A 19,189-nucleotide genomic window follows, 5' to 3' on the forward strand; every position below is an offset into this window, starting at 1 on the left:
CATATGATTCTTTCTAATGATAGTTTGGTCGCTTTTCATTATAGATGATATGGGACTTTTTTTCTACAACAAAATAGGCTCCATAATATCCATAGGGGATTTACCCACTACAAATATTATAGAGCCAAAAAAGAAGAACTAGCTTTTAACTAGTCCTTCTTTGTATTATTTTATATAATCTTAGCTCAACGCATCCAAGGCATCATCCATTGAAAGAACTTCGTGGAAGACACGTTGTGTCAATTCAGTTTTTTGTTCTGGAGTGAGGTATTTAGTGTTTACACAGTATCCAGAGATACGTACGATAACGTCTTCGCCTGACATGATTTTTTCGTAAACATCGTTCAAGTCCATAACGTTCAAGTTAACGTGTTGTCCACCGTTTTCGAAGTAACCATCAAGGATTGTTACCAAGTTATCAACTTGTTCGTCACGAGTCTTACCAAGAGCGCGAGGTGATACTTGTGTAGTCAATGAGATACCATCAGCTGCATAACTAAAGTCAAGGCTAGAAAGTGAGTTCAAGTTTTGCAACCATCCACCTTTAGCTTTATTAGATGGGTTAGCACCTGGTGAGAAGAATTCAAGTTTAGACAAGTTCACAGAACCATCTTCGTTGAGGTATACACCTTTGTGGACTGGTGAGTTACCAGTTTGTTTAGAGTAAGCAACGTTAGATGTGATTGTCAAAAGTGATACTGTAGCTTCAGCGTCTTTGTAAAGTTTGTGGCTACGTAGACGAGTTGTGTAAGCTTCGATCAACCATTCTGCCAATTCGTTTGAACGTGGGTCATCTTCACCCCAACGTGGGTATTCACCGATTGTTTCGTAATCATAGATGTAGCCATTTTCATCACGGATTGGTTTAACTGTAGCGTATTTGATAGCTGACAATGTATCAACAGTGTTGGCAAATCCACAGATACCGAATCCCATGTTGGCACGTTGTTTAGTTGGCAAGAATGCCATTTGAACAGCTTCGTAGTTGTACTTATCAGTCATGTAGTGAATGATGTTCAAAGCATCTACGTAAGTATCAGTCAACCAGTCAAGAGATTTTTCAAAGTTAGCTTTAACTGATTCGAATTCAAGAACTTCGTCACGGATTGGTTCGATGTCAAATACTTTGTAGTCTTTGTGAACATCGTCGTAACCACCGTTCAAACCAGTAAGAAGGGCTTTCAATACGTTTACACGTGCACCGAAGTACTGGATGTTGTGGCGTTGTTCTTCATTTTCTGGGTCAAGTGGAGACACACAGCATGAGATACAGCTCATTTCACCATATCCGTCTTTAGCCATTGTTGTTACACCTTCGTATTGGATAGAAGAGTGTTTGTGGCTCATGTGCATACAGTAGCGACGGAAGTTGTATGGCAATTTATCAGTCCAAAGAACTGTCAAGTTTGGTTCTGGAGAGTTACCGATGTTGTCAAGAGTGTTCAAGAAACGGTAGTCCATCTTAGTAACACGGTGACGACCGTCGTTACCCATACCAGCCATAGAAGTTGTGATGAAAGTTGGGTCACCTGAGTACAATTGGTCGTAAGCTTTTGTACGAGCAAATTTAACTGTACGAAGTTTCATAACGAAATCATCAACGAATTCTTGGATTTCTGATTCAGTAAATGTACCACGAGCAAGGTCACGTTCTGCAAAGATATCCAATACGATTGGTACACGTCCTAGAGATGTAGCAGCACCGTTGATAACACGGCAGACAGACATGAAGGCGATGTTAACCCATTGGATTGCTTCTTTAACGTTCATCGCTGGTTTGCGAACGTCAACTCCGTAAAGGTCACCCAAGCGAACAACTTGTTGCAACGCTTGGTATTGAAGATTGATTTCTTCACGAAGACGGATTGTTTCTTCATCGATTTCTTCGATTGCATTCCAGTCGTTTACTTTTTCTTGCATCAAGTAGTCTGCACCGTAAAGAGCAAGACGTGCGTAAACACCGATGATACGTCCGCGTGAGTATGCATCTGGAAGACCAGTTACAGTGTGAGCGTGACGAGCACGACGGATGTTTGAAGTGTAAGCACGGAAGATACCGTCGTTAACTGTTGTTACGTATTTAGTAAAGATTTCGTGAACAGCTGGATCTGGTTCGTATCCATTTTCTTTCAAAGTAGTTTCAGCCATACGGATACCACCTTTTGGCATGAAGTTCAATTTGAATAGTTCATCATTTTGGATACCGAAGATAACTTCATTTTCTTTATCGATAAATCCAGCAGGGATATCAGCGATAGATGTTGGACGAGTGTCCATTGGGAAACGAGTTTCTTCGTAGTGTGCTTTAGTTTCTTCTACAATTTTTTTGATGTGAAGTGAACGTTCTGTTGGTCCTGCGAGGAAGCTTTCGTCTCCATCATAAGGTGTGTAGTTAGCTTGTACGAAGCGTGATACACTTGCTTTTTCTTTCCAATCTACGCCTTTGAAGCCTTCCCAAGCTTTGTCAAAAATATCTTGTGCTTCAACAACTGTCTTAACAACCATGTTAATGTCCTCTTTTTTCTTTCTAGTAACAACCATCTGTTACATTCATGAGACAAGTATACCACACAGTAACCGATTTCAACAAGTGGGAATTCCCTGTTTTTACACTTTCTTTTCTAAAACAGTCTATATTTTGTTCCGAACTGTATTATATTTTTGAAAAAATAAAGCCTTTTTTCCTTTTTTTCAGAAAAAAGGGTATAATAAGAGAAAATAAGTAGTAAAAAGGTGCTAGGCATGTTGATTTTTCCCTTATTAAATAATTTGTCAAGAAAAATCATCCATATTGACATGGATGCCTTTTTTGCTGCGGTGGAAATCAGAGATAATCCTAAACTCAGAGGAAAACCTGTCATTATCGGAAGTGACCCTCGGCAAACAGGTGGACGGGGAGTCGTTTCTACCTGTAGCTATGAGGCACGAGCTTTTGGTGTCCATTCAGCCATGAGTTCCAAGGAAGCCTATGAGCGTTGTCCCCAGGCTGTCTTCATCTCAGGGAATTATGAGAAATACAAGACTGTGGGACTCCAGATTAGAGCTATTTTTAAGCGCTATACAGATTTGATTGAACCTATGAGTATTGACGAAGCCTACTTGGATGTAACAGAAAATAAACTCGGTATCAAGTCAGCGGTCAAAATCGCTCGCCTCATTCAAGAAGATATCTGGCAAGAACTCCATCTAACTGCTTCTGCTGGTGTTTCTTACAACAAATTCTTAGCTAAAATGGCCAGTGATTATCAAAAGCCACATGGTCTGACAGTGATTCTACCTGACCAGGCTGAGGACTTTCTCAAACAAATGGATATTTCCAAGTTTCATGGAGTAGGAAAAAAGACGGTAGAACGTCTTCATCAAATGGGCGTTTTTACCGGCGCTGATTTGCTTGAAGTCCCTGAGGTAACCCTAATAGACCGTTTTGGCAGGCTGGGCTATGACCTTTATCGAAAGGCTCGTGGCATCCACAATTCCCCAGTCAAATCCAATCGTATCCGTAAATCAATCGGGAAGGAGAAAACCTATGGGAAGATTCTACGTGCTGAGGAAGACATCAAAAAAGAGCTGACTCTCCTATCAGAAAGAGTCGCTCTCAATCTACATCAACAAGAAAAAGCTGGAAAAATTGTCATTTTGAAAATCCGCTACGAGGACTTTTCAACTCTTACTAAACGAAAAAGTCTTGCTCAAAAAACACAGGACGCTACTCAGATAAGCCAAATTGCCCTGCAGCTCTATGAAAAATTAAGCGAGAAAGAAAGAGGTATCCGCCTGTTGGGGATTACTGTGACTGGATTTTAAAACCTTGAAGAGCTGTCCCTTCAAGGTTTTTTCTTATACAAATAAACGCACAAAACTATAGAGCAACAAGACACTACCGAGTACGATACGGTATTTACCAAAAAGAGTAAAGTCGTGTTTTTTCACATAGCTTGTCAAAAAGCGAATAGCGACCATGCTGACTGCAAAGGCTACTCCCATCGCAACCAAGAGCAAGAACAATTGCCCAAAGCTCAAGAGTTGTCCTGCTTTTATAAATTTGAAAATCTTTAAGGCACTAGCTCCAAACATAACAGGAATTCCAAGATAGAAGGTAAATTCCGTCACAACAGAACGACTGGTTCCATTTAACAAACCACCGACAATAGTCGCTCCTGAACGGCTAGTTCCTGGTAAAAGGGCAAGAACTTGGAAGAGTCCGATATAGAATGCTGTCGTATAAGGAAGTTTGTCCAACTCTGTTACACTTGGCTCTATAGCACGCGCTTCATTGCGCTTTTCCAAATAGATAAAGGCAATCCCATAGATAATCAACATGAGAGCAACAGAAACCATGTTATGGAAGTGGGTATCAAACCAATCATCAAATTTAAAGACGGCAAGTAAAGGCAAAGTGGCAACCAAGACCTTCAACCACAGTCTCCAAGTCTTACGAACTTCCTGCTTGTCCTTAGTCGGTTTGAAGGGATTGAGCTTGTTAAAGTAAATCACCATAACTGCTAAAATAGCACCAAGCTGAATCACGACATTAAACATGGACATAAAGGCTTCACTCTGATTTTGGTATTGGATAAATTCCTCTGCTAAAATCAAGTGACCTGTACTTGAAATCGGCAGCCATTCCGTAATTCCTTCAACAATACCGAAGAAGATAGATTTTAAAATTTCAATAAGATACATAGATTACTCCTTTTTCTATCTTCCATTATAGCATATTTTTTCAGCCATTGATAGCTCTCTTTAAAAGGCACCGATACTGCCCCCGCCGCCACCTCCGGAGAAGCCACCACCAGAACTTCCATTTCCAGAAGATACGGAATAGGTACTTGCTGTGTTTGCGACACTGGCATAATGGCTCATTTGCGCGCTTGAATGATAAAACATACTATTCCAACCATAAGCTACATATAGATTGATATCTGGATTTTCCACTTTAATCTGATGAACCTTCATCAAATGGCTGACCTTGTCCGCATAGCCAAATAAGGTCGCATAGACCAAGAGGCGATTCCAGACCACAATACTTTCCAATTCAGCCTGATCCAATCTTGCAATCTCACGCAACATATTTTCAAAACTGGTCCAGAGATAGTATACTTCTGCTCCTGCTTCATTTAGGACACCATCACGATTATCTAATCGAAGCTTCCAATAATAGAAAACAGCCAACACCAAACCTAAAAAACCAAGTATTGGCAAGGGGATGTAAAGATATCCATAAACATCCAAACTGTACAAGAACAAACCAAATCCGATAAATAGGGGCAAGATAGTCAAGACCCCCATACCCACTTGCAAGGCCTTTTCCCCACCAGTTAAAGGACGATAATAATCTGGGAGCCCCCAGAAGGAAATTCGTTTTCTCACTCCTTCTTGCATCTGGTTCAATACTTCTTCAAAAGAAGATTTGAGCTGACGCCCCTTTGCTTGAATCCGTTTTTCATCAGAAGCTTTGGCTCTACGATAAAGACTATCAGATACCTTGTAATCCGCAAACAAATTGGAAAGAGTTTCTTCTTTTTTGCCTGAAAAAGCCAGATTTAGACAGTCTTTCTCAAAACTTGACAAGCCATCTTCTTTCACCAGTCTCAAGCCAACTGCATCTCCTTCTGAAATAATAGAAACATTCCCACGGTCTATCACATCTAGCAAGGTAGCTTGAATAAGTTGGTCAAAGGTAAATTTGCCAGCCCCCTTGACTAAGGGACTCACTTCCTCCAAGGAGGTCGAGTAAATAGCCTCCGATAAAACCATTGGTTCTAATTCCATTGGTGGCTCATAGAGACGATGATTTTTGGCATATTTGACTGAAGGAGTGGTCTTTCTTCTATAAATAAAATAGAAGCAGACACTCAATAACAAGGAAATGGAAAGTATCAAAGGAAACACCCAAGTGACGAGCTGCATACTCTGATCTTTTTCTCTAACAATCGAGTCTTCTATCTTATTAAACTCTTCTAAACGATTTCCTTTCAAGCCCTGATCCGTAGCGCTAGCAAAATCAGTTCGAGGCCAATAGGCATGCAATTCAACTCCACGCTTAGACGGAAGATTATCTAAACGAATAGTATAATCAAGGTTACTCTTTTCAATCGTTCCTTCTTTAAAGAGTTTCCCTGTATGGAAGTAGAGTTTTTCAGCCTCCTTTTCTCCCCTTACATGAAATTCAAACTTTCCAATAGCCCCTGAACTGTCTGTTAAAGGTTGCCAATTTAATTCAGCGATATCTTCATAAAGAAAAAGCAAGTTCTTTAAATTCCAGACAAGGTCAACTTCAACTGTGTCACCCTCCTGACCTGGATTATAAACTTTAACAGTATAACCATCTGCGCCTTCTATCACTTCGCTAGTAACGTCTGCTAGTTCATCACCATTTTTCGATGCCTGAACCTTTGGATGAGGGTCAATGTCAAATCCACTAGGCATCTTGCCAGCACGTCCCAGTCCCACGATTTGCCCCTTAAAGTCCTCCTCAAACTGATAAACTATCTTCTGTCTAAATTCTGCCGTATTGTCTGCATGAATATACAAATCACCTTGATAAGAGTTTATCTTAAAATCAATGGCAAAAACAGAGAATGGCAGAAGGCAAAACAAGCCTAACACTAGTAAGAAAAAAGTTTTTTTCATCAACTAAGCCCCCTTTTTATCTTTGCTATTATTATATCATTTTTTCTCAAGTAAGGGCTTACCTATATTGAAAAATAGAGTTTTTTTCGATAAAATAGGAGACAGTTATTTTTTAATAGATTAGAAATAGGAGAAATCATGAGAAAAATATACTTATCTATTTTCACAAGTCTCTTGCTGATGCTGGGACTTGTCAATGTTGCCCAAGCCGATGAATATTTACGCATCGGGATGGAAGCAGCATATGCTCCCTTTAACTGGACTCAGGATGATGATAGCAATGGGGCTGTCAAAATCGATGGGACTAACCAGTATGCTAACGGATACGATGTTCAAATCGCCAAGAAAATCGCTAAGGACTTAGGTAAAGAACCTTTGGTTGTTAAAACAAAGTGGGAAGGTCTAGTTCCTGCCCTTACTTCTGGTAAGATTGACATGATTATCGCAGGTATGAGTCCTACTGCCGAACGCAAACAAGAAATTGCATTTTCAAGCAGTTACTACACTAGCGAACCAGTTTTGCTTGTCAAAAAAGATTCTGCCTACGCAAGTGCTAAATCTTTGGATGACTTTAACGGTGCGAAAATCACTTCTCAACAAGGTGTCTACCTCTACGACTTGATTACACAAATCCCGGGCGCTAAAAAAGAAACAGCCATGGGAGACTTCGCTCAAATGCGCCAAGCTCTTGAGGCTGGTGTCATCGATGCTTATGTTTCTGAACGCCCAGAAGCTCTGACTGCCGAAGCTGCTAACTCTAAGTTTAAAATGGTTCAAGTAGAACCAGGTTTCAAAACGGGGGAAGAAGATACAGCTATCGCCATTGGACTTCGTAAAGATGACAACCGTATTAGCCAAATCAATGCCAGCATTGAAACCATTTCAAAAGACGATCAAGTTGCCTTGATGGATCGTATGATCAAGGAACAACCTGCCGAAGCTACAACAACTGAAGAGACTAGCAGTAGTTTCTTTAGCCAAGTCGCTAAAATTCTTTCTGAAAACTGGCAACAACTTTTGCGTGGTGCTGGTGTCACTCTTTTAATCTCTATCGTCGGAACCATCACAGGTCTCATTATCGGCCTTGCCATTGGTGTTTTCCGTACTGCTCCTCTCTCTGAGAATAAAGCCATTTATGGCCTACAAAAACTAGTCAGCTGGATCCTCAACGTCTACATTGAAATTTTCCGTGGTACTCCAATGATCGTTCAATCGATGGTTATCTACTATGGAACTGCCCAAGCTTTCGGTATCAACCTTGACCGTACACTGGCTGCTATCTTCATCGTTTCAATCAATACCGGTGCCTACATGACCGAAATCGTTCGTGGTGGTATCCTGGCAGTTGACAAGGGACAATTTGAAGCTGCGACTGCTCTTGGTATGACTCATAACCAAACCATGCGTAAGATTGTCCTACCTCAGGTTGTCCGCAATATCCTACCAGCAACTGGTAATGAATTTGTCATCAATATCAAAGATACATCTGTATTGAACGTTATCTCTGTTGTCGAACTTTATTTCTCAGGAAATACCGTGGCAACGCAAACCTATCAATACTTCCAGACATTTACAATCATCGCCGTGATTTACTTTGTCCTCACCTTTACCGTAACACGTATCCTACGCTTCATCGAACGCCGCATGGACATGGATACCTATACTACAGGTGCTAACCAAATGCAAACGGAGGATTTGAAATAATGACACAAGCAATCCTTGAAATTAAACACCTCAAAAAATCCTATGGACAAAACGAAGTGCTAAAAGACATTTCTCTGACTGTCCACAAGGGAGAGGTCATCTCTATCATCGGAAGCTCTGGAAGCGGAAAATCAACCTTCCTACGCTCCATTAACCTCCTTGAAACGCCAACTGATGGACAAATCCTTTATCATGGACAAAACGTCCTCGAAAAAGGCTATGACCTCACGCAATACCGTGAAAAGTTGGGAATGGTTTTCCAATCCTTTAACCTCTTTGAAAATCTCAACGTGCTTGAAAACACAATTGTCGCTCAGACAACTGTCCTTAAACGCGAACGTACAGAAGCTGAAAAGATTGCCAAAGAAAACCTAGAAAAGGTCGGCATGGGAGAACGCTACTGGCAAGCCAAACCAAAACAACTCTCAGGTGGTCAAAAACAACGTGTAGCCATCGCTCGTGCCCTTTCAATGAATCCGGACGCCATTCTCTTTGATGAACCAACATCAGCTCTCGATCCAGAAATGGTTGGAGAAGTCCTCAAAATCATGCAAGATCTGGCTCAGGAAGGCTTGACTATGATTGTCGTAACCCACGAAATGGAATTCGCCCGTGACGTCTCTCACCGTGTTATCTTTATGGATAAGGGTGTGATTGCTGAAGAAGGCAAACCAGAAGACCTCTTCACCAATCCTAAAGAAGACCGTACAAAAGAATTCCTTCAACGCTATCTCAAATAAAAAGAAAAGGCTGCATCAACCGTGCAGTCTTTTTACTAGCCAAAAAATGAAAAGGCAGACCCTATTCAAGAATCCACCATTATCCAAAGATTAATCTTCAAATTTTTCATGATTTTTATCATAGAAATCAATTAAACCTAGAGCCGTTTCAAACGAAATATTTTTAACTTTTGCACGCCCCTGAGCTAGAGCAATGATAGACATTTCACGCGCATTCGTTTCTTTAGAGATACGGTAGCCTGTGATTTTCTTATCACGAACCCAGCCAACAACTGATTCTACTTTTTCAAAGTTTGACTTAGCCATGTCTTTCTCCTATTTTCTTATTTACGATATCTAATTGTATACGCTTTTATGCTTTTTGTCAATAAAAAAACATATATTCAATAAAATTAATGATTTATTTTTCTATTACTATCTTATTAAAGCTTATAATATGTAGGTTTTTACTTACTATAAACCATTAGTAAATACTTTAAAATAATTGTATTATTAACTCTTTTGTTCGCAAAAATATTCATGCTTTGCAAATACAAATCCTTGATAGATTAGACAGGTTTTATCTTCAACTTTATTCTATTTATCTAACTTTAAAATGATATTTCTAATAGCGGACGACTTTCTCTCCACACTATTACTATCTATTCTTTCTCCTTCTTTGATTTTCTTCCTGTCTGCATAAGCACTTTTCACTTGCTCAACTGGTACTATTTATTTACTTTATCAAGATTCCTTTTTGTTTCTTTAAACCAATAAAAAGATTAGTAATTAAGAAACAATAGTATCCTATCTTCCAACATTTTCTACTGTTTTTATCTTCTTAGTATCTTATCACTCTTCTCAGTCAACTCAGTATAAGGTTTCTCATTAGTATTGATTATTTTTTCTAATTCCTATTATATTTAGCCAAATTTCAGATTAGACATATATAAAATAGTGGATTCTAAAAATACTACTTATATGTAACAAGTAATTTTACTCCCTTACTATAAACTGAATCAAAAAACATAGGTACTATAATGAATTATGATAGAAATAGCGTAATCGATTTCCTAAGTCCATAGGAATCGCCCCCTTTCTTCATCTTAATTATAGCACCTATACATCGATTGTGCAAATAATATGATATTTTTTTATTAGTCCTCAGACAAGCATATTATAGAGCGTTTCGTTACCATTTAAGTTAATATAAGCTGGATCAAAACCTTCCATTCGACGAATCAAGCCTGCATAATCATGCTTATCTGCCAAGGCAATCCCAATCAATACTGGGCCTGTCCCCTTGCTAGCTCGTTTGATATACTCAAAACGTGTGATATCATCATTTGGCCCCAGTATATCATTTACAAATTCACGCAAAGCCCCTGGGCGCTGTGGAAAATTGACCACAAAGTAATGCTTGATTCCATCATAAATCAAGGCACGCTCTTCCATTTCTGGCATACGGTTGATATCATTATTTCCTCCAGAAATGATACAACAAATGGTTTTCCCCTTGATATATTCAGCCAAAACCTCTAAAGAAGCGATACTAGCAGCTCCAGCAGGTTCTGCGACAATCCCTTGCTTAGAGTAGAGGTCAATCAAGGTTTCAGAAATCAATCCCTCATCAACACCTACCAAAGTTTGAACATGTTGACGAGTTGCCTCATAGGTCAACTGTCCTACCTTTTGCACAGCAATCCCATCTGCAAATTTGTCAATTTCTTTTAGTTTGACAGGCCCACCAGCTTCAAAGGCAGCCTTCATAGAACGCGCTCCATTAGCCTCTACCCCAATGACTTCAATTTCTGGACTTGTTTCCTTGATATAGGTAGAAACCCCAGCAATGAGACCACCGCCGCCAACAGGGACCAAAACAGCATCAAAATCAATCGATTCTTTTCGAGCCTCTTCTAAAATCTCATAAGCAACTGTCCCTTGACCAGCTTGAACATGGGCATCATCAAAGGGATCAATAAAGGTACGATTTTCAGAAACTGTAAATTCTTGAGCTGCTTTAGCAGAAGCATCAAAAGTATCTCCAACTAGTTTAATAGTTACGAAGTCCCCACCAAAAAAGCGAACTTGACCAATTTTTTGTTGCGGAGTAGTAATGGGCATAAAGATAGTAGCAGGAATCTTCATTTCATTACAAGTATAGGCAACTCCCTGTGCATGATTCCCCGCAGAGGCACAGACTACCCCACGCTCACGCTCTTCCTTGCTGAGCTGCGAAATGGCATAATAGGCACCACGAATTTTAAAAGAACGAACACGTTGAGCATTTTCCTTTTTCAAATAAATCTTAGCACCATACTTCTCCGATAAATAATGGTCGTAATCCAGTGGGGTATTCACAACCACACCGTTCAAGACTTTATGAGCCTTGATTATATCTTTTGAACTTAACATCATTTTCTCCTAGACTATTTCAAACTTATCGTAATCCATCTTTTAAAAAGAGATGAATTGATTATAAAAGCGAGTTAGTCCCCCAACTCGCCTTCACCTTACTTTCTATCAATTAGTTATAGATTTTGAATGCATCGTCGTCATTTTTACCAACGAAAGGCATTGCTTTACGCAATTCTGCACCAACTTTTTCAATTTCAAGGTTAGCTGCTTGTTCACGGTAAGCAGTCAATTTGGGACGTCCAGCTTTATAGTCATTTACAAAGTCATTTGCAAATTTACCATTTTGGATGTCTGCCAAGACAGCTTTCATATTTTCTTTAACTTGCTCAGTAATCACACGTGGACCTGATACATAGTCACCGTACTCAGCAGTGTTTGAAATTGATTGACGCATTTTCTTGAATCCACCTTCGTAGATCAAGTCAACGATCAATTTCATTTCGTGAAGAACTTCAAAGTAAGCCAATTCTGGAGCGTAACCTGCTTCTGTCAAGACTTCGAAACCTGCTTCGATAAGGGCAGTCAAACCACCACAAAGTACAGCTTGTTCACCAAACAAATCTTCTTCAGTTTCTTCTTTGTATGTTGTTTCAAGAAGACCTACACGAGCCGCTCCAACACCTTTACACCAGTCCATAGCAATGTTTTTAGCATTTCCTGTTGCATCTTGATATACTGCGTAAAGAGCTGGAACACCAAATCCTTCTTCATAAGTACGACGTACTAAGTGTCCTGGTCCTTTAGGTGCACACATGAAAACATCTACATCCGCAGGAACTTTGATAAATTCAAAGTGGATGTTGAAACCGTGAGCAAATCCAACTGCGTTTCCAGCTTCCAAGTTTGGAGCGATTTCTGCTTCGTACAATTCTTGTTGGATTTCGTCTGGTGCCAAAATCATGATAACATCAGCCAATTTAGTAGCTTCTGCTACTGTATAAGTGTCAAATCCATCTTCTTTTGCTTTATCAAAAGATTTACCTGGACGTACACCGATGATGACATCGCGACCTGAATCACGCAAGTTTTGTGCATGCGCATGTCCTTGTGAACCATAACCGATAACGGCAATTTTTTTACCGTCAAGTGCTGCTACTTTAACATCTTTTTCGTATTCCATTTGAACTGCCATAGTTTTTTCTCTCTTTTCTATTATTTATTGCCTTTTAGGCTGGATTAACAAATTTAAAATATTTTTATACTCAATGAAAATCAAAGAGCAAATTAGGAAGCTAGCCGCAGGCTGTACTTGAGTACGGCAAGGCAAAGCTGACGTGATTTGAATTTGATTTTCGAAGAGTATTAATCGCGGGTAAATCCAGTTGCACCAGTTCGAGCAATATTGCGAATACCGTATGGTCGAATGACTCGCAATAGAGCTTCACTCTTTTCAGCATTTCCTGTCATCTGAATGGTAATCGAGCTTGGCGCTACGTCTACCACTGTTGCACGGAAAGGTTGAATAATCGCTAGAATCTCAGCTCGCTTCTCAGCTGGCGCTGACATCTTAACCAAAATTACCTCGCGCTCCAAATGAGGCTTGTCTGTAATATCACGAATGCGAATCACATCAATCTGACGATTGAGCTGTTTGATAATTTGCTCCACCTCATCATGTGAAGCAACATCAATAATAATGGTGATACGCGATACATTCGGATCTTCTGTTGCTCCAACAGAGATACTTTCGATATTAACCTGACGACGAGACAGGACACCGGTAAAGCGATTGAGGACTCCTGATCGATTCTGTAGTTTTGCTGTTAACATTCTACGCATGGAACTTCACCCCCAACATCTCATGATTACTCTTACCAGCTGGTACCATCGGTAACACCTGTTCCTTACGAGAAATATCTACCTCGATTAGCATAGGAACATTCTCAGTGATGACTTCAAGGTCTTGAGCCAAGGTCTCAGGATTGTCAAACTTATAGTTTTTAATACCGTAAGCTTGCGCCATCAATTGGAAATCAGGAAGGGTATCAAAGACCGACTCAGATGTTCTACCTTCATAGAAGGATTCCTGCCACTGGCGGACCATTCCAAGTGAGTGGTTGTTCAGCATAACCACCTTGATTGGCACCCTGTAAATGTTCAAAATAGCCAATTCTTGGTTAGTCATTTGGAAACCGCCATCCCCAACAAACAAGACTACTTCCTTATCTGGGTTAGCAATTTTAGCTCCAATTGCTGCTGGAATTCCGAATCCCATGGTTCCCAAACCACCTGAAGTCACTAACTGACGTTCATTTTGGTAAGGATAATACTGGGCTGTCCACATTTGGTGTTGACCAACGTCTGTTACCACAATGGCATCTCCATTCGTCAACTCACCGATGCGTTCAATAACGGCTTGTGGTTGAACCACACGCTCTTTCTTGTCATAAGAACGAACACGGTTCTTGTCTTTAGTGACTTTCTCAATCCATTTCTCAGTATTATTATGAATTGTTGGTTCGGCCAGCAACATTTGCAAGGCTTTCTTAGCGTCTCCAACTACAGGAATATCCGCACTGATAATCTTGCCAATCTCAGCTGGGTCAATATCAATGTGAGCAACCTTAGCATTCTTAGCGAAGGTCTTAGGATTCCCCGTCAAGCGGTCATCGAAACGGCAACCAATACTAATCATAAAGTCCGCTTCTGTCATGGCAATATTAGCTGCGAATGACCCGTGCATGCCTCCCATTCCAAGGAAGAGTGGATGACTCGTTGCAATCGTTCCTTGTCCCAAAAGACTGGTTACCACTGGAATTTGATAGCGTTCTGCAAATTCATTTAATTCTGCAGCTGCTTCAGCATAACTAATTCCACCACCAGCTAGCAAGACTGGCTTTTTAGCCTTGGATAATTGCTTCAAGATTTTCTTGATTTGCATATCATTTGGCTCAAGAGTCGGTTGATAGCTTGGTAGGTTCACTTCTGGTGAATAGATGAAGTCCGTTTCTAAAGCAGATACGTCTTTAGGTAGGTCAATGACAACTGGCCCTGGTCGACCTGTAGTTGCGATATGGACAGCTTCCGTAATGATTCGAGGGATATCAGCTGTCTCACGAACTTGGTAATTGTACTTAGTGATTGGCATGGTAATTCCCACAATGTCTGCCTCCTGAAAGGCATCCTTCCCAATCCCTGCTCGCGCCACCTGACCTGTAAAGACCAAAAGGGGAACACTGTCGCTCATGGCATCCGCAATCCCTGTAATGGCATTTGTTGCTCCCGGTCCGCTAGTGACGACGGCAACACCCAACTTTCCAGTTGATTTGGCATAACCTTCAGCTTCATGCAGACAACCTTGCTCATGGCGTCCTAGAATGTGGCGAATGCCTTTAAAATTATATATCGCATCATAAAAAGGCAAGACTGCACCACCAGGATAACCAAAGATGGTATCAATTCCTAAATCACGAAGTGTTTCCAAAACTAGGTCCGACCCCGTCTTAGGAGATTCTAAACTGATTTTCTCCATTGTTCCCCTTTCTCTTCTCTTAAAAATAACTTGTTACTATCATACCATTTTTTCAAAAATTTTCAAGAGAAAAGAAGAAATTTTCTGAATTTTCTATTTTAACGTTTATTTATGAATGTTCTCCTTTTTTTATAAGTTTTTAAAAGGTAGTTTATATTTTTTTCAACTTATTTCTATTGATAATTATATATTTCTTCCGCAAATAACTTTAACTCATTTTTATATGAAATTTTTATGAGTGCATGTTTTCAGAATCTATAAAATTTATCGGAACTATCCAAAAAAGGAAGCCACTAAGTGACTTCCTTCTAGAGTGAGGACTGATTAGTCTTCACCTTTGTTTTTCTTAATGATTTCTTCTTGTACTGACTTAGGTACATCTTCGTAGTGGTCAAATACCATCATGAATGTACCACGTCCTTGAGATGCAGAACGAAGAACTGTTGCGTAACCGAACATTTCAGCAAGTGGAACGTAAGCACGAACGATTTGGCTGTTACCGTGTGCTTCCATACCATCTACACGTCCACGACGAGCAGTTACGTGACCCATAACATCACCAAGGTTTTCTTCTGGAACAGTGATTGTTACAAGCATCATTGGCTCAAGGATAGCTGGTTGTGCTGATTTAGCAGCTTCTTTAAGGGCAAGTGAAGCCGCGATCTTGAAGGCAGTTTCAGATGAGTCGACATCGTGGTATGAACCATCGTAAAGTTTAGCTTTAACGTCAACCATTGGGTAACCTGCAAGAACACCGTTAGCCATAGATTCTACCAAACCTTTTTCAACCGCTGGGATAAATTCACGAGGAACCACACCACCGACGATTGCGTTTTCGAATTCGAATCCTTTACCTTCTTCGTTTGGAGTAAATTCAATCCATACATCACCGAATTGACCTTTACCACCAGACTGACGTTTGAAGAATCCACGTGCTTGAGTAGAAGCGCGGAATGTTTCACGGTAAGATACTTGAGGAGCACCTACGTTCGCTTCAACTTTGAACTCACGACGCATACGGTCAACAAGGACGTCAAGGTGAAGCTCACCCATACCAGAGATAACTGTTTCACCAGTTTCAACGTTTGTTTCAACGCGGAATGTTGGATCTTCTTCAGCCAATTTTTGAAGGGCAATACCCATCTTGTCTTGGTCAGCTTTAGATTTTGGTTCAACCATCAATTGGATAACTGGTTCTGGAACGTTGATTGACTCAAGGATGATTTTAGCTTTTTCATCTGTCAATGAGTCACCAGTTGTAGTATCTTTCAAACCAACGGCAGCAGCGATATCACCTGAGTAAACAGTGTCGATTTCTTGACGGCTGTTAGCGTGCATTTGAAGGATACGTCCGATACGCTCACGTTTACCTTTAGAAGTGTTCAATACGTATGAACCTGATTGAAGAACACCTGAGTATACACGGAAGAATGTCAAACGACCTACGAATGGGTCTGTCATGATCTTGAAGGCAAGAGCTGCAAATGGCTCTTCATCAGATGCTGGACGAGTTTCTTCTTCATCTGTATCTGGGTTGATACCTTTGATCGCTGGGATGTCAAGTGGGCTTGGAAGGTAGTCAATAACCGCATCAAGCATCAATTGAACACCTTTGTTCTTGAAGGCAGAACCACACAATACTGGGAAGAATTCAACGTTGATAGTTGCTTTACGGATACCAGCTTTCAATTCTTCGTTAGTGATTTCTTCACCTTCGAGGTATTTCATCATCAATTCTTCGTCAGTTTCAGCAACTGCTTCGATCAATTTTTCACGGTATTCTTGAGCTTGGTCAAGGTATTCAGCTGGGATGTCTTCTTCAAGGATATCTGTACCAAGGTCGTTAGTATAGATTTCAGCTTTCATCTTGATCAAGTCGATGATACCACGGAAGTCATCTTCAGAACCGATTGGCAATTGGATTGGGTGTGCATTTGCTTGAAGACGATCATGAAGTGTGCTTACAGAGTAAAGGAAGTCAGCACCGATTTTGTCCATTTTGTTGGCAAATACGATACGTGGAACTCCATACTCAGTTGCTTGACGCCAAACTGTTTCAGTTTGAGGCTCAACACCTGATTGTGAGTCAAGAACGGTAACCGCACCATCCAATACACGAAGAGAACGTTGTACTTCGATTGTGAAGTCCACGTGTCCTGGTGTGTCGATGATGTTTACGCGGTGGTTGTTCCATTGAGCTGTTGTCGCAGCAGATGTGATAGTGATACCACGCTCTTGCTCTTGCTCCATCCAGTCCATTTGTGACGCACCTTCGTGAGTTTCACCGATTTTGTGGATTTTACCAGTGTAGTAAAGAATACGCTCAGTAGTTGTTGTTTTACCAGCATCGACGTGAGCCATGATACCGATATTACGAGTTTTTTCAAGTGAAAATTCGCGTGCCATGAGGTTTGTTTCTCCTATTTATTTTTGATTTCTATTCTATTATAACATGATTTTAATAAAAACGGATAGGCAGGACCTACCCGTTCTCAATGTTTTCATGCTATTGTTGGTTTCAACTTGTAGATTTACAAATTGAATTGAACTCGGGCTAGAGTTAATTAGCCGATTTGAGCCGGAACGGGATGCTGTGTGAAAAAGATAAACTTCCTTGTATTCGTCGAATACTGCGTCAGTTTCCTATTTTCACCTTGCATCCTTACCGTTCCTAGCATCATGATTTTACCAACGGAAGTGTGCGAATGCACGGTTAGCTTCAGCCATACGGTGAGTGTCTTCACGTTTCTTAACTGCTGCACCAGTGTTGTTAGCAGCATCCAAGATTTCTTTTGCAAGACGATCTTGCATTGTGTGTTCACCACGAAGACGAGCGATTGTTACCAACCAACGAAGTCCAAGTGTTGTACGACGTTCTGGACGAACTTCAACTGGGACTTGGTAGTTAGAACCACCAACACGACGTGCACGTACTTCAAGTACAGGCATGATGTTTTCCATAGCTGTTTCAAATACTTCAAGTGCATCGTTTCCAGTAGCTTCTTTGATTTGCTCAAAGGCACCGTAAACGATTGAAGCAGCTGTACCACGTTTACCATCAAGCATAACGCGGTTGATAAGACGAGTAACTAGTTGTGAATTGTAAAGCGGATCTGGCAATACGTCACGTTTTGGAGCTCTATTTTTACGACTCATTTCTCTTTATCCCCTTTCCTTATGCTTTTGGACGTTTAGTACCGTATTTAGAACGGCCTTGTTTACGATCGTTAACACCTGCAGTATCAAGTGCACCACGGACGATATGGTAACGTACCCCTGGAAGGTCTTTTACACGTCCACCACGAAGAAGCACCACGCTGTGCTCTTGCAAGTTGTGTCCGATACCTGGGATGTAGGCAGTAACTTCGATAAGGTTGCTCAAACGTACACGAGCAAATTTACGAAGGGCTGAGTTAGGTTTTTTAGGTGTCATTGTTCCAACACGAGTTGCAACACCACGTTTTTGTGGTGAAGAAACGTTTGTTTGAACTTTTTTATGACTGTTGTAACCAACGTTCAAAGCTGGTGATTTAGATTTTTCTACTTTTGATTTACGCGGTTTGCGAACCAATTGGTTAATTGTAGGCATCTACATTCTCCTGTGTTTTTTTATTTTTGGTGATGATACACTTGGTGACAGCTATCATCTGTGTGTACTTTTGCAACATTTGTCAGCACGTCCCTGTACACTCTTGAGAGACCAAAAGTAAAAAGTACCGTCTATTATTGTAACAAATTTTTCCCTTGGTTGTCAAGATATTTTTCTTTTTTGTATGCGGTAGAATTTTTTAGGTAACTTCTCAAAGTAACTTCCACTTGGCTGGTCAAAGTGAAAATTAGTCTAAAACGGATTTTTATGGTGGAATTAAGTATGAGACGTTTGAGTTAGAAATGAAATCTACTATGACAAAACATAAACACCTTACCCTTTCAGACCGTAATGACATCCAGCTAGGTTTAGAGCGCGGTGAAACCTTCAAAGCTATGGGCCAACTTATTCTAAAAGGCCCAACTACTGTTTCCAAAGAAGTCAAACGAAACAGACAAGTCCGAGAGTCTACATGCCATAACCTTCCTTGCCCTCTACTCGACAAGGCTCCCTTTGTCTGTAACGGTTGCCCTAAAAGAAGACAAAATTGTGGATTTAAAAAAATCTTCTACCTCGCTAAGCAAGCTCAAAAGCAGTACGAACAAACTCTTGTCGAAGCTCGTGAAGGAACTCCCCTCAATTCCAAGACCTTCT

The 19,189-nt window shown here is 40.5% G+C and carries 15 protein-coding genes; 4 read left to right on the plus strand and 11 right to left on the minus strand.

Annotated features, from left to right (window positions below):
- Positions 1 to 180 precede the first annotated feature (180 nt).
- Entirely contained in the window at positions 181 to 2,505 is a 2,325-nt protein-coding gene (pflB, locus tag GEZ85_RS06935; protein ID WP_000260631.1) for a formate C-acetyltransferase, read from the minus strand.
- Positions 2,506 to 2,742: 237 nt separating this feature from the next.
- Between pflB and dinB the strand changes: the two genes are divergently transcribed.
- On the plus strand, positions 2,743 to 3,804 hold the full coding sequence (dinB, locus tag GEZ85_RS06940) for a DNA polymerase IV (RefSeq protein ID WP_153209889.1): 1,062 nt from the start codon (positions 2,743 to 2,745) through the stop codon (positions 3,802 to 3,804).
- A 33-nt stretch (positions 3,805 to 3,837) separates the two neighbouring features.
- Here the strand turns inward: dinB and GEZ85_RS06945 are convergent, their stop codons facing one another.
- Both GEZ85_RS06945 and GEZ85_RS06950 read right to left on the minus strand, forming a co-directional pair.
- Complete coding sequence (locus tag GEZ85_RS06945; protein WP_153209888.1) at positions 3,838 to 4,683, minus strand: undecaprenyl-diphosphate phosphatase; 846 nt, start codon at positions 4,681 to 4,683, stop codon at positions 3,838 to 3,840.
- Positions 4,684 to 4,743: 60 nt separating this feature from the next.
- The gene (locus tag GEZ85_RS06950) at positions 4,744 to 6,633 is read right to left on the minus strand and encodes a DUF2207 domain-containing protein (protein ID WP_153209887.1); all 1,890 of its coding nucleotides are present in this window, start codon (positions 6,631 to 6,633) and stop codon (positions 4,744 to 4,746) included.
- Positions 6,634 to 6,771: 138 nt separating this feature from the next.
- Here GEZ85_RS06950 and GEZ85_RS06955 point away from each other — a divergent pair, with 138 nt between their 5' ends.
- On the plus strand, positions 6,772 to 8,337 hold the full coding sequence (locus GEZ85_RS06955) for an ABC transporter substrate-binding protein/permease (protein ID WP_153209886.1): 1,566 nt from the start codon (positions 6,772 to 6,774) through the stop codon (positions 8,335 to 8,337).
- The gene (locus GEZ85_RS06960; protein ID WP_000189477.1) at positions 8,337 to 9,077 is read left to right on the plus strand and encodes an amino acid ABC transporter ATP-binding protein; all 741 of its coding nucleotides are present in this window, start codon (positions 8,337 to 8,339) and stop codon (positions 9,075 to 9,077) included. The genes GEZ85_RS06955 and GEZ85_RS06960 overlap by 1 nt, the downstream gene beginning before the upstream one ends.
- Positions 9,078 to 9,167: 90 nt before the next feature.
- Here the strand turns inward: GEZ85_RS06960 and GEZ85_RS06965 are convergent, their stop codons facing one another.
- From GEZ85_RS06965 to rpsL, 8 genes are all read right to left on the minus strand, one after another.
- Positions 9,168 to 9,383 (minus strand): capsule biosynthesis transcriptional regulator, encoded by a 216-nt coding sequence (locus tag GEZ85_RS06965; RefSeq protein WP_001130035.1) that lies wholly within the window; start codon positions 9,381 to 9,383, stop codon positions 9,168 to 9,170.
- An 837-nt stretch (positions 9,384 to 10,220) separates the two neighbouring features.
- Positions 10,221 to 11,471 carry a threonine ammonia-lyase IlvA gene (gene ilvA / locus GEZ85_RS06970; protein WP_000952975.1) on the minus strand — a complete coding sequence of 417 codons (1,251 nt, stop codon included), beginning with the start codon at positions 11,469 to 11,471 and terminating at the stop codon, positions 10,221 to 10,223.
- 112 nt (positions 11,472 to 11,583) lie between these two features.
- Complete coding sequence (ilvC, locus tag GEZ85_RS06975; RefSeq protein WP_000290683.1) at positions 11,584 to 12,606, minus strand: ketol-acid reductoisomerase; 1,023 nt, start codon at positions 12,604 to 12,606, stop codon at positions 11,584 to 11,586.
- Between the two features lie 170 nt (positions 12,607 to 12,776).
- On the minus strand, positions 12,777 to 13,253 hold the full coding sequence (gene ilvN, locus GEZ85_RS06980; RefSeq protein ID WP_001253803.1) for an acetolactate synthase small subunit: 477 nt from the start codon (positions 13,251 to 13,253) through the stop codon (positions 12,777 to 12,779).
- Positions 13,246 to 14,946, minus strand: coding sequence for an acetolactate synthase large subunit (locus GEZ85_RS06985; protein ID WP_153209885.1), 1,701 nt, complete (start codon positions 14,944 to 14,946; stop codon positions 13,246 to 13,248). Before GEZ85_RS06985 ends, ilvN begins: the two co-directional genes overlap by 8 nt.
- Positions 14,947 to 15,270: 324 nt before the next feature.
- Positions 15,271 to 17,352, minus strand: coding sequence for an elongation factor G (fusA, locus tag GEZ85_RS06990; RefSeq protein WP_000090348.1), 2,082 nt, complete (start codon positions 17,350 to 17,352; stop codon positions 15,271 to 15,273).
- Between the two features lie 279 nt (positions 17,353 to 17,631).
- Entirely contained in the window at positions 17,632 to 18,102 is a 471-nt protein-coding gene (gene rpsG, locus GEZ85_RS06995) for a 30S ribosomal protein S7 (RefSeq protein ID WP_000087873.1), read from the minus strand.
- A 19-nt stretch (positions 18,103 to 18,121) separates the two neighbouring features.
- On the minus strand, positions 18,122 to 18,535 hold the full coding sequence (gene rpsL / locus GEZ85_RS07000; protein ID WP_001142332.1) for a 30S ribosomal protein S12: 414 nt from the start codon (positions 18,533 to 18,535) through the stop codon (positions 18,122 to 18,124).
- 314 nt (positions 18,536 to 18,849) lie between these two features.
- Between rpsL and GEZ85_RS07010 the strand changes: the two genes are divergently transcribed.
- The coding region (locus tag GEZ85_RS07010) for a helix-turn-helix domain-containing protein (RefSeq protein ID WP_153209884.1) at positions 18,850 to 19,189 on the plus strand (340 nt) is incomplete at its 3' end.

It is taken from the genome of Streptococcus mitis (genome assembly GCF_009496205.1).
Lineage (GTDB): Bacteria > Bacillota > Bacilli > Lactobacillales > Streptococcaceae > Streptococcus > Streptococcus mitis_BN.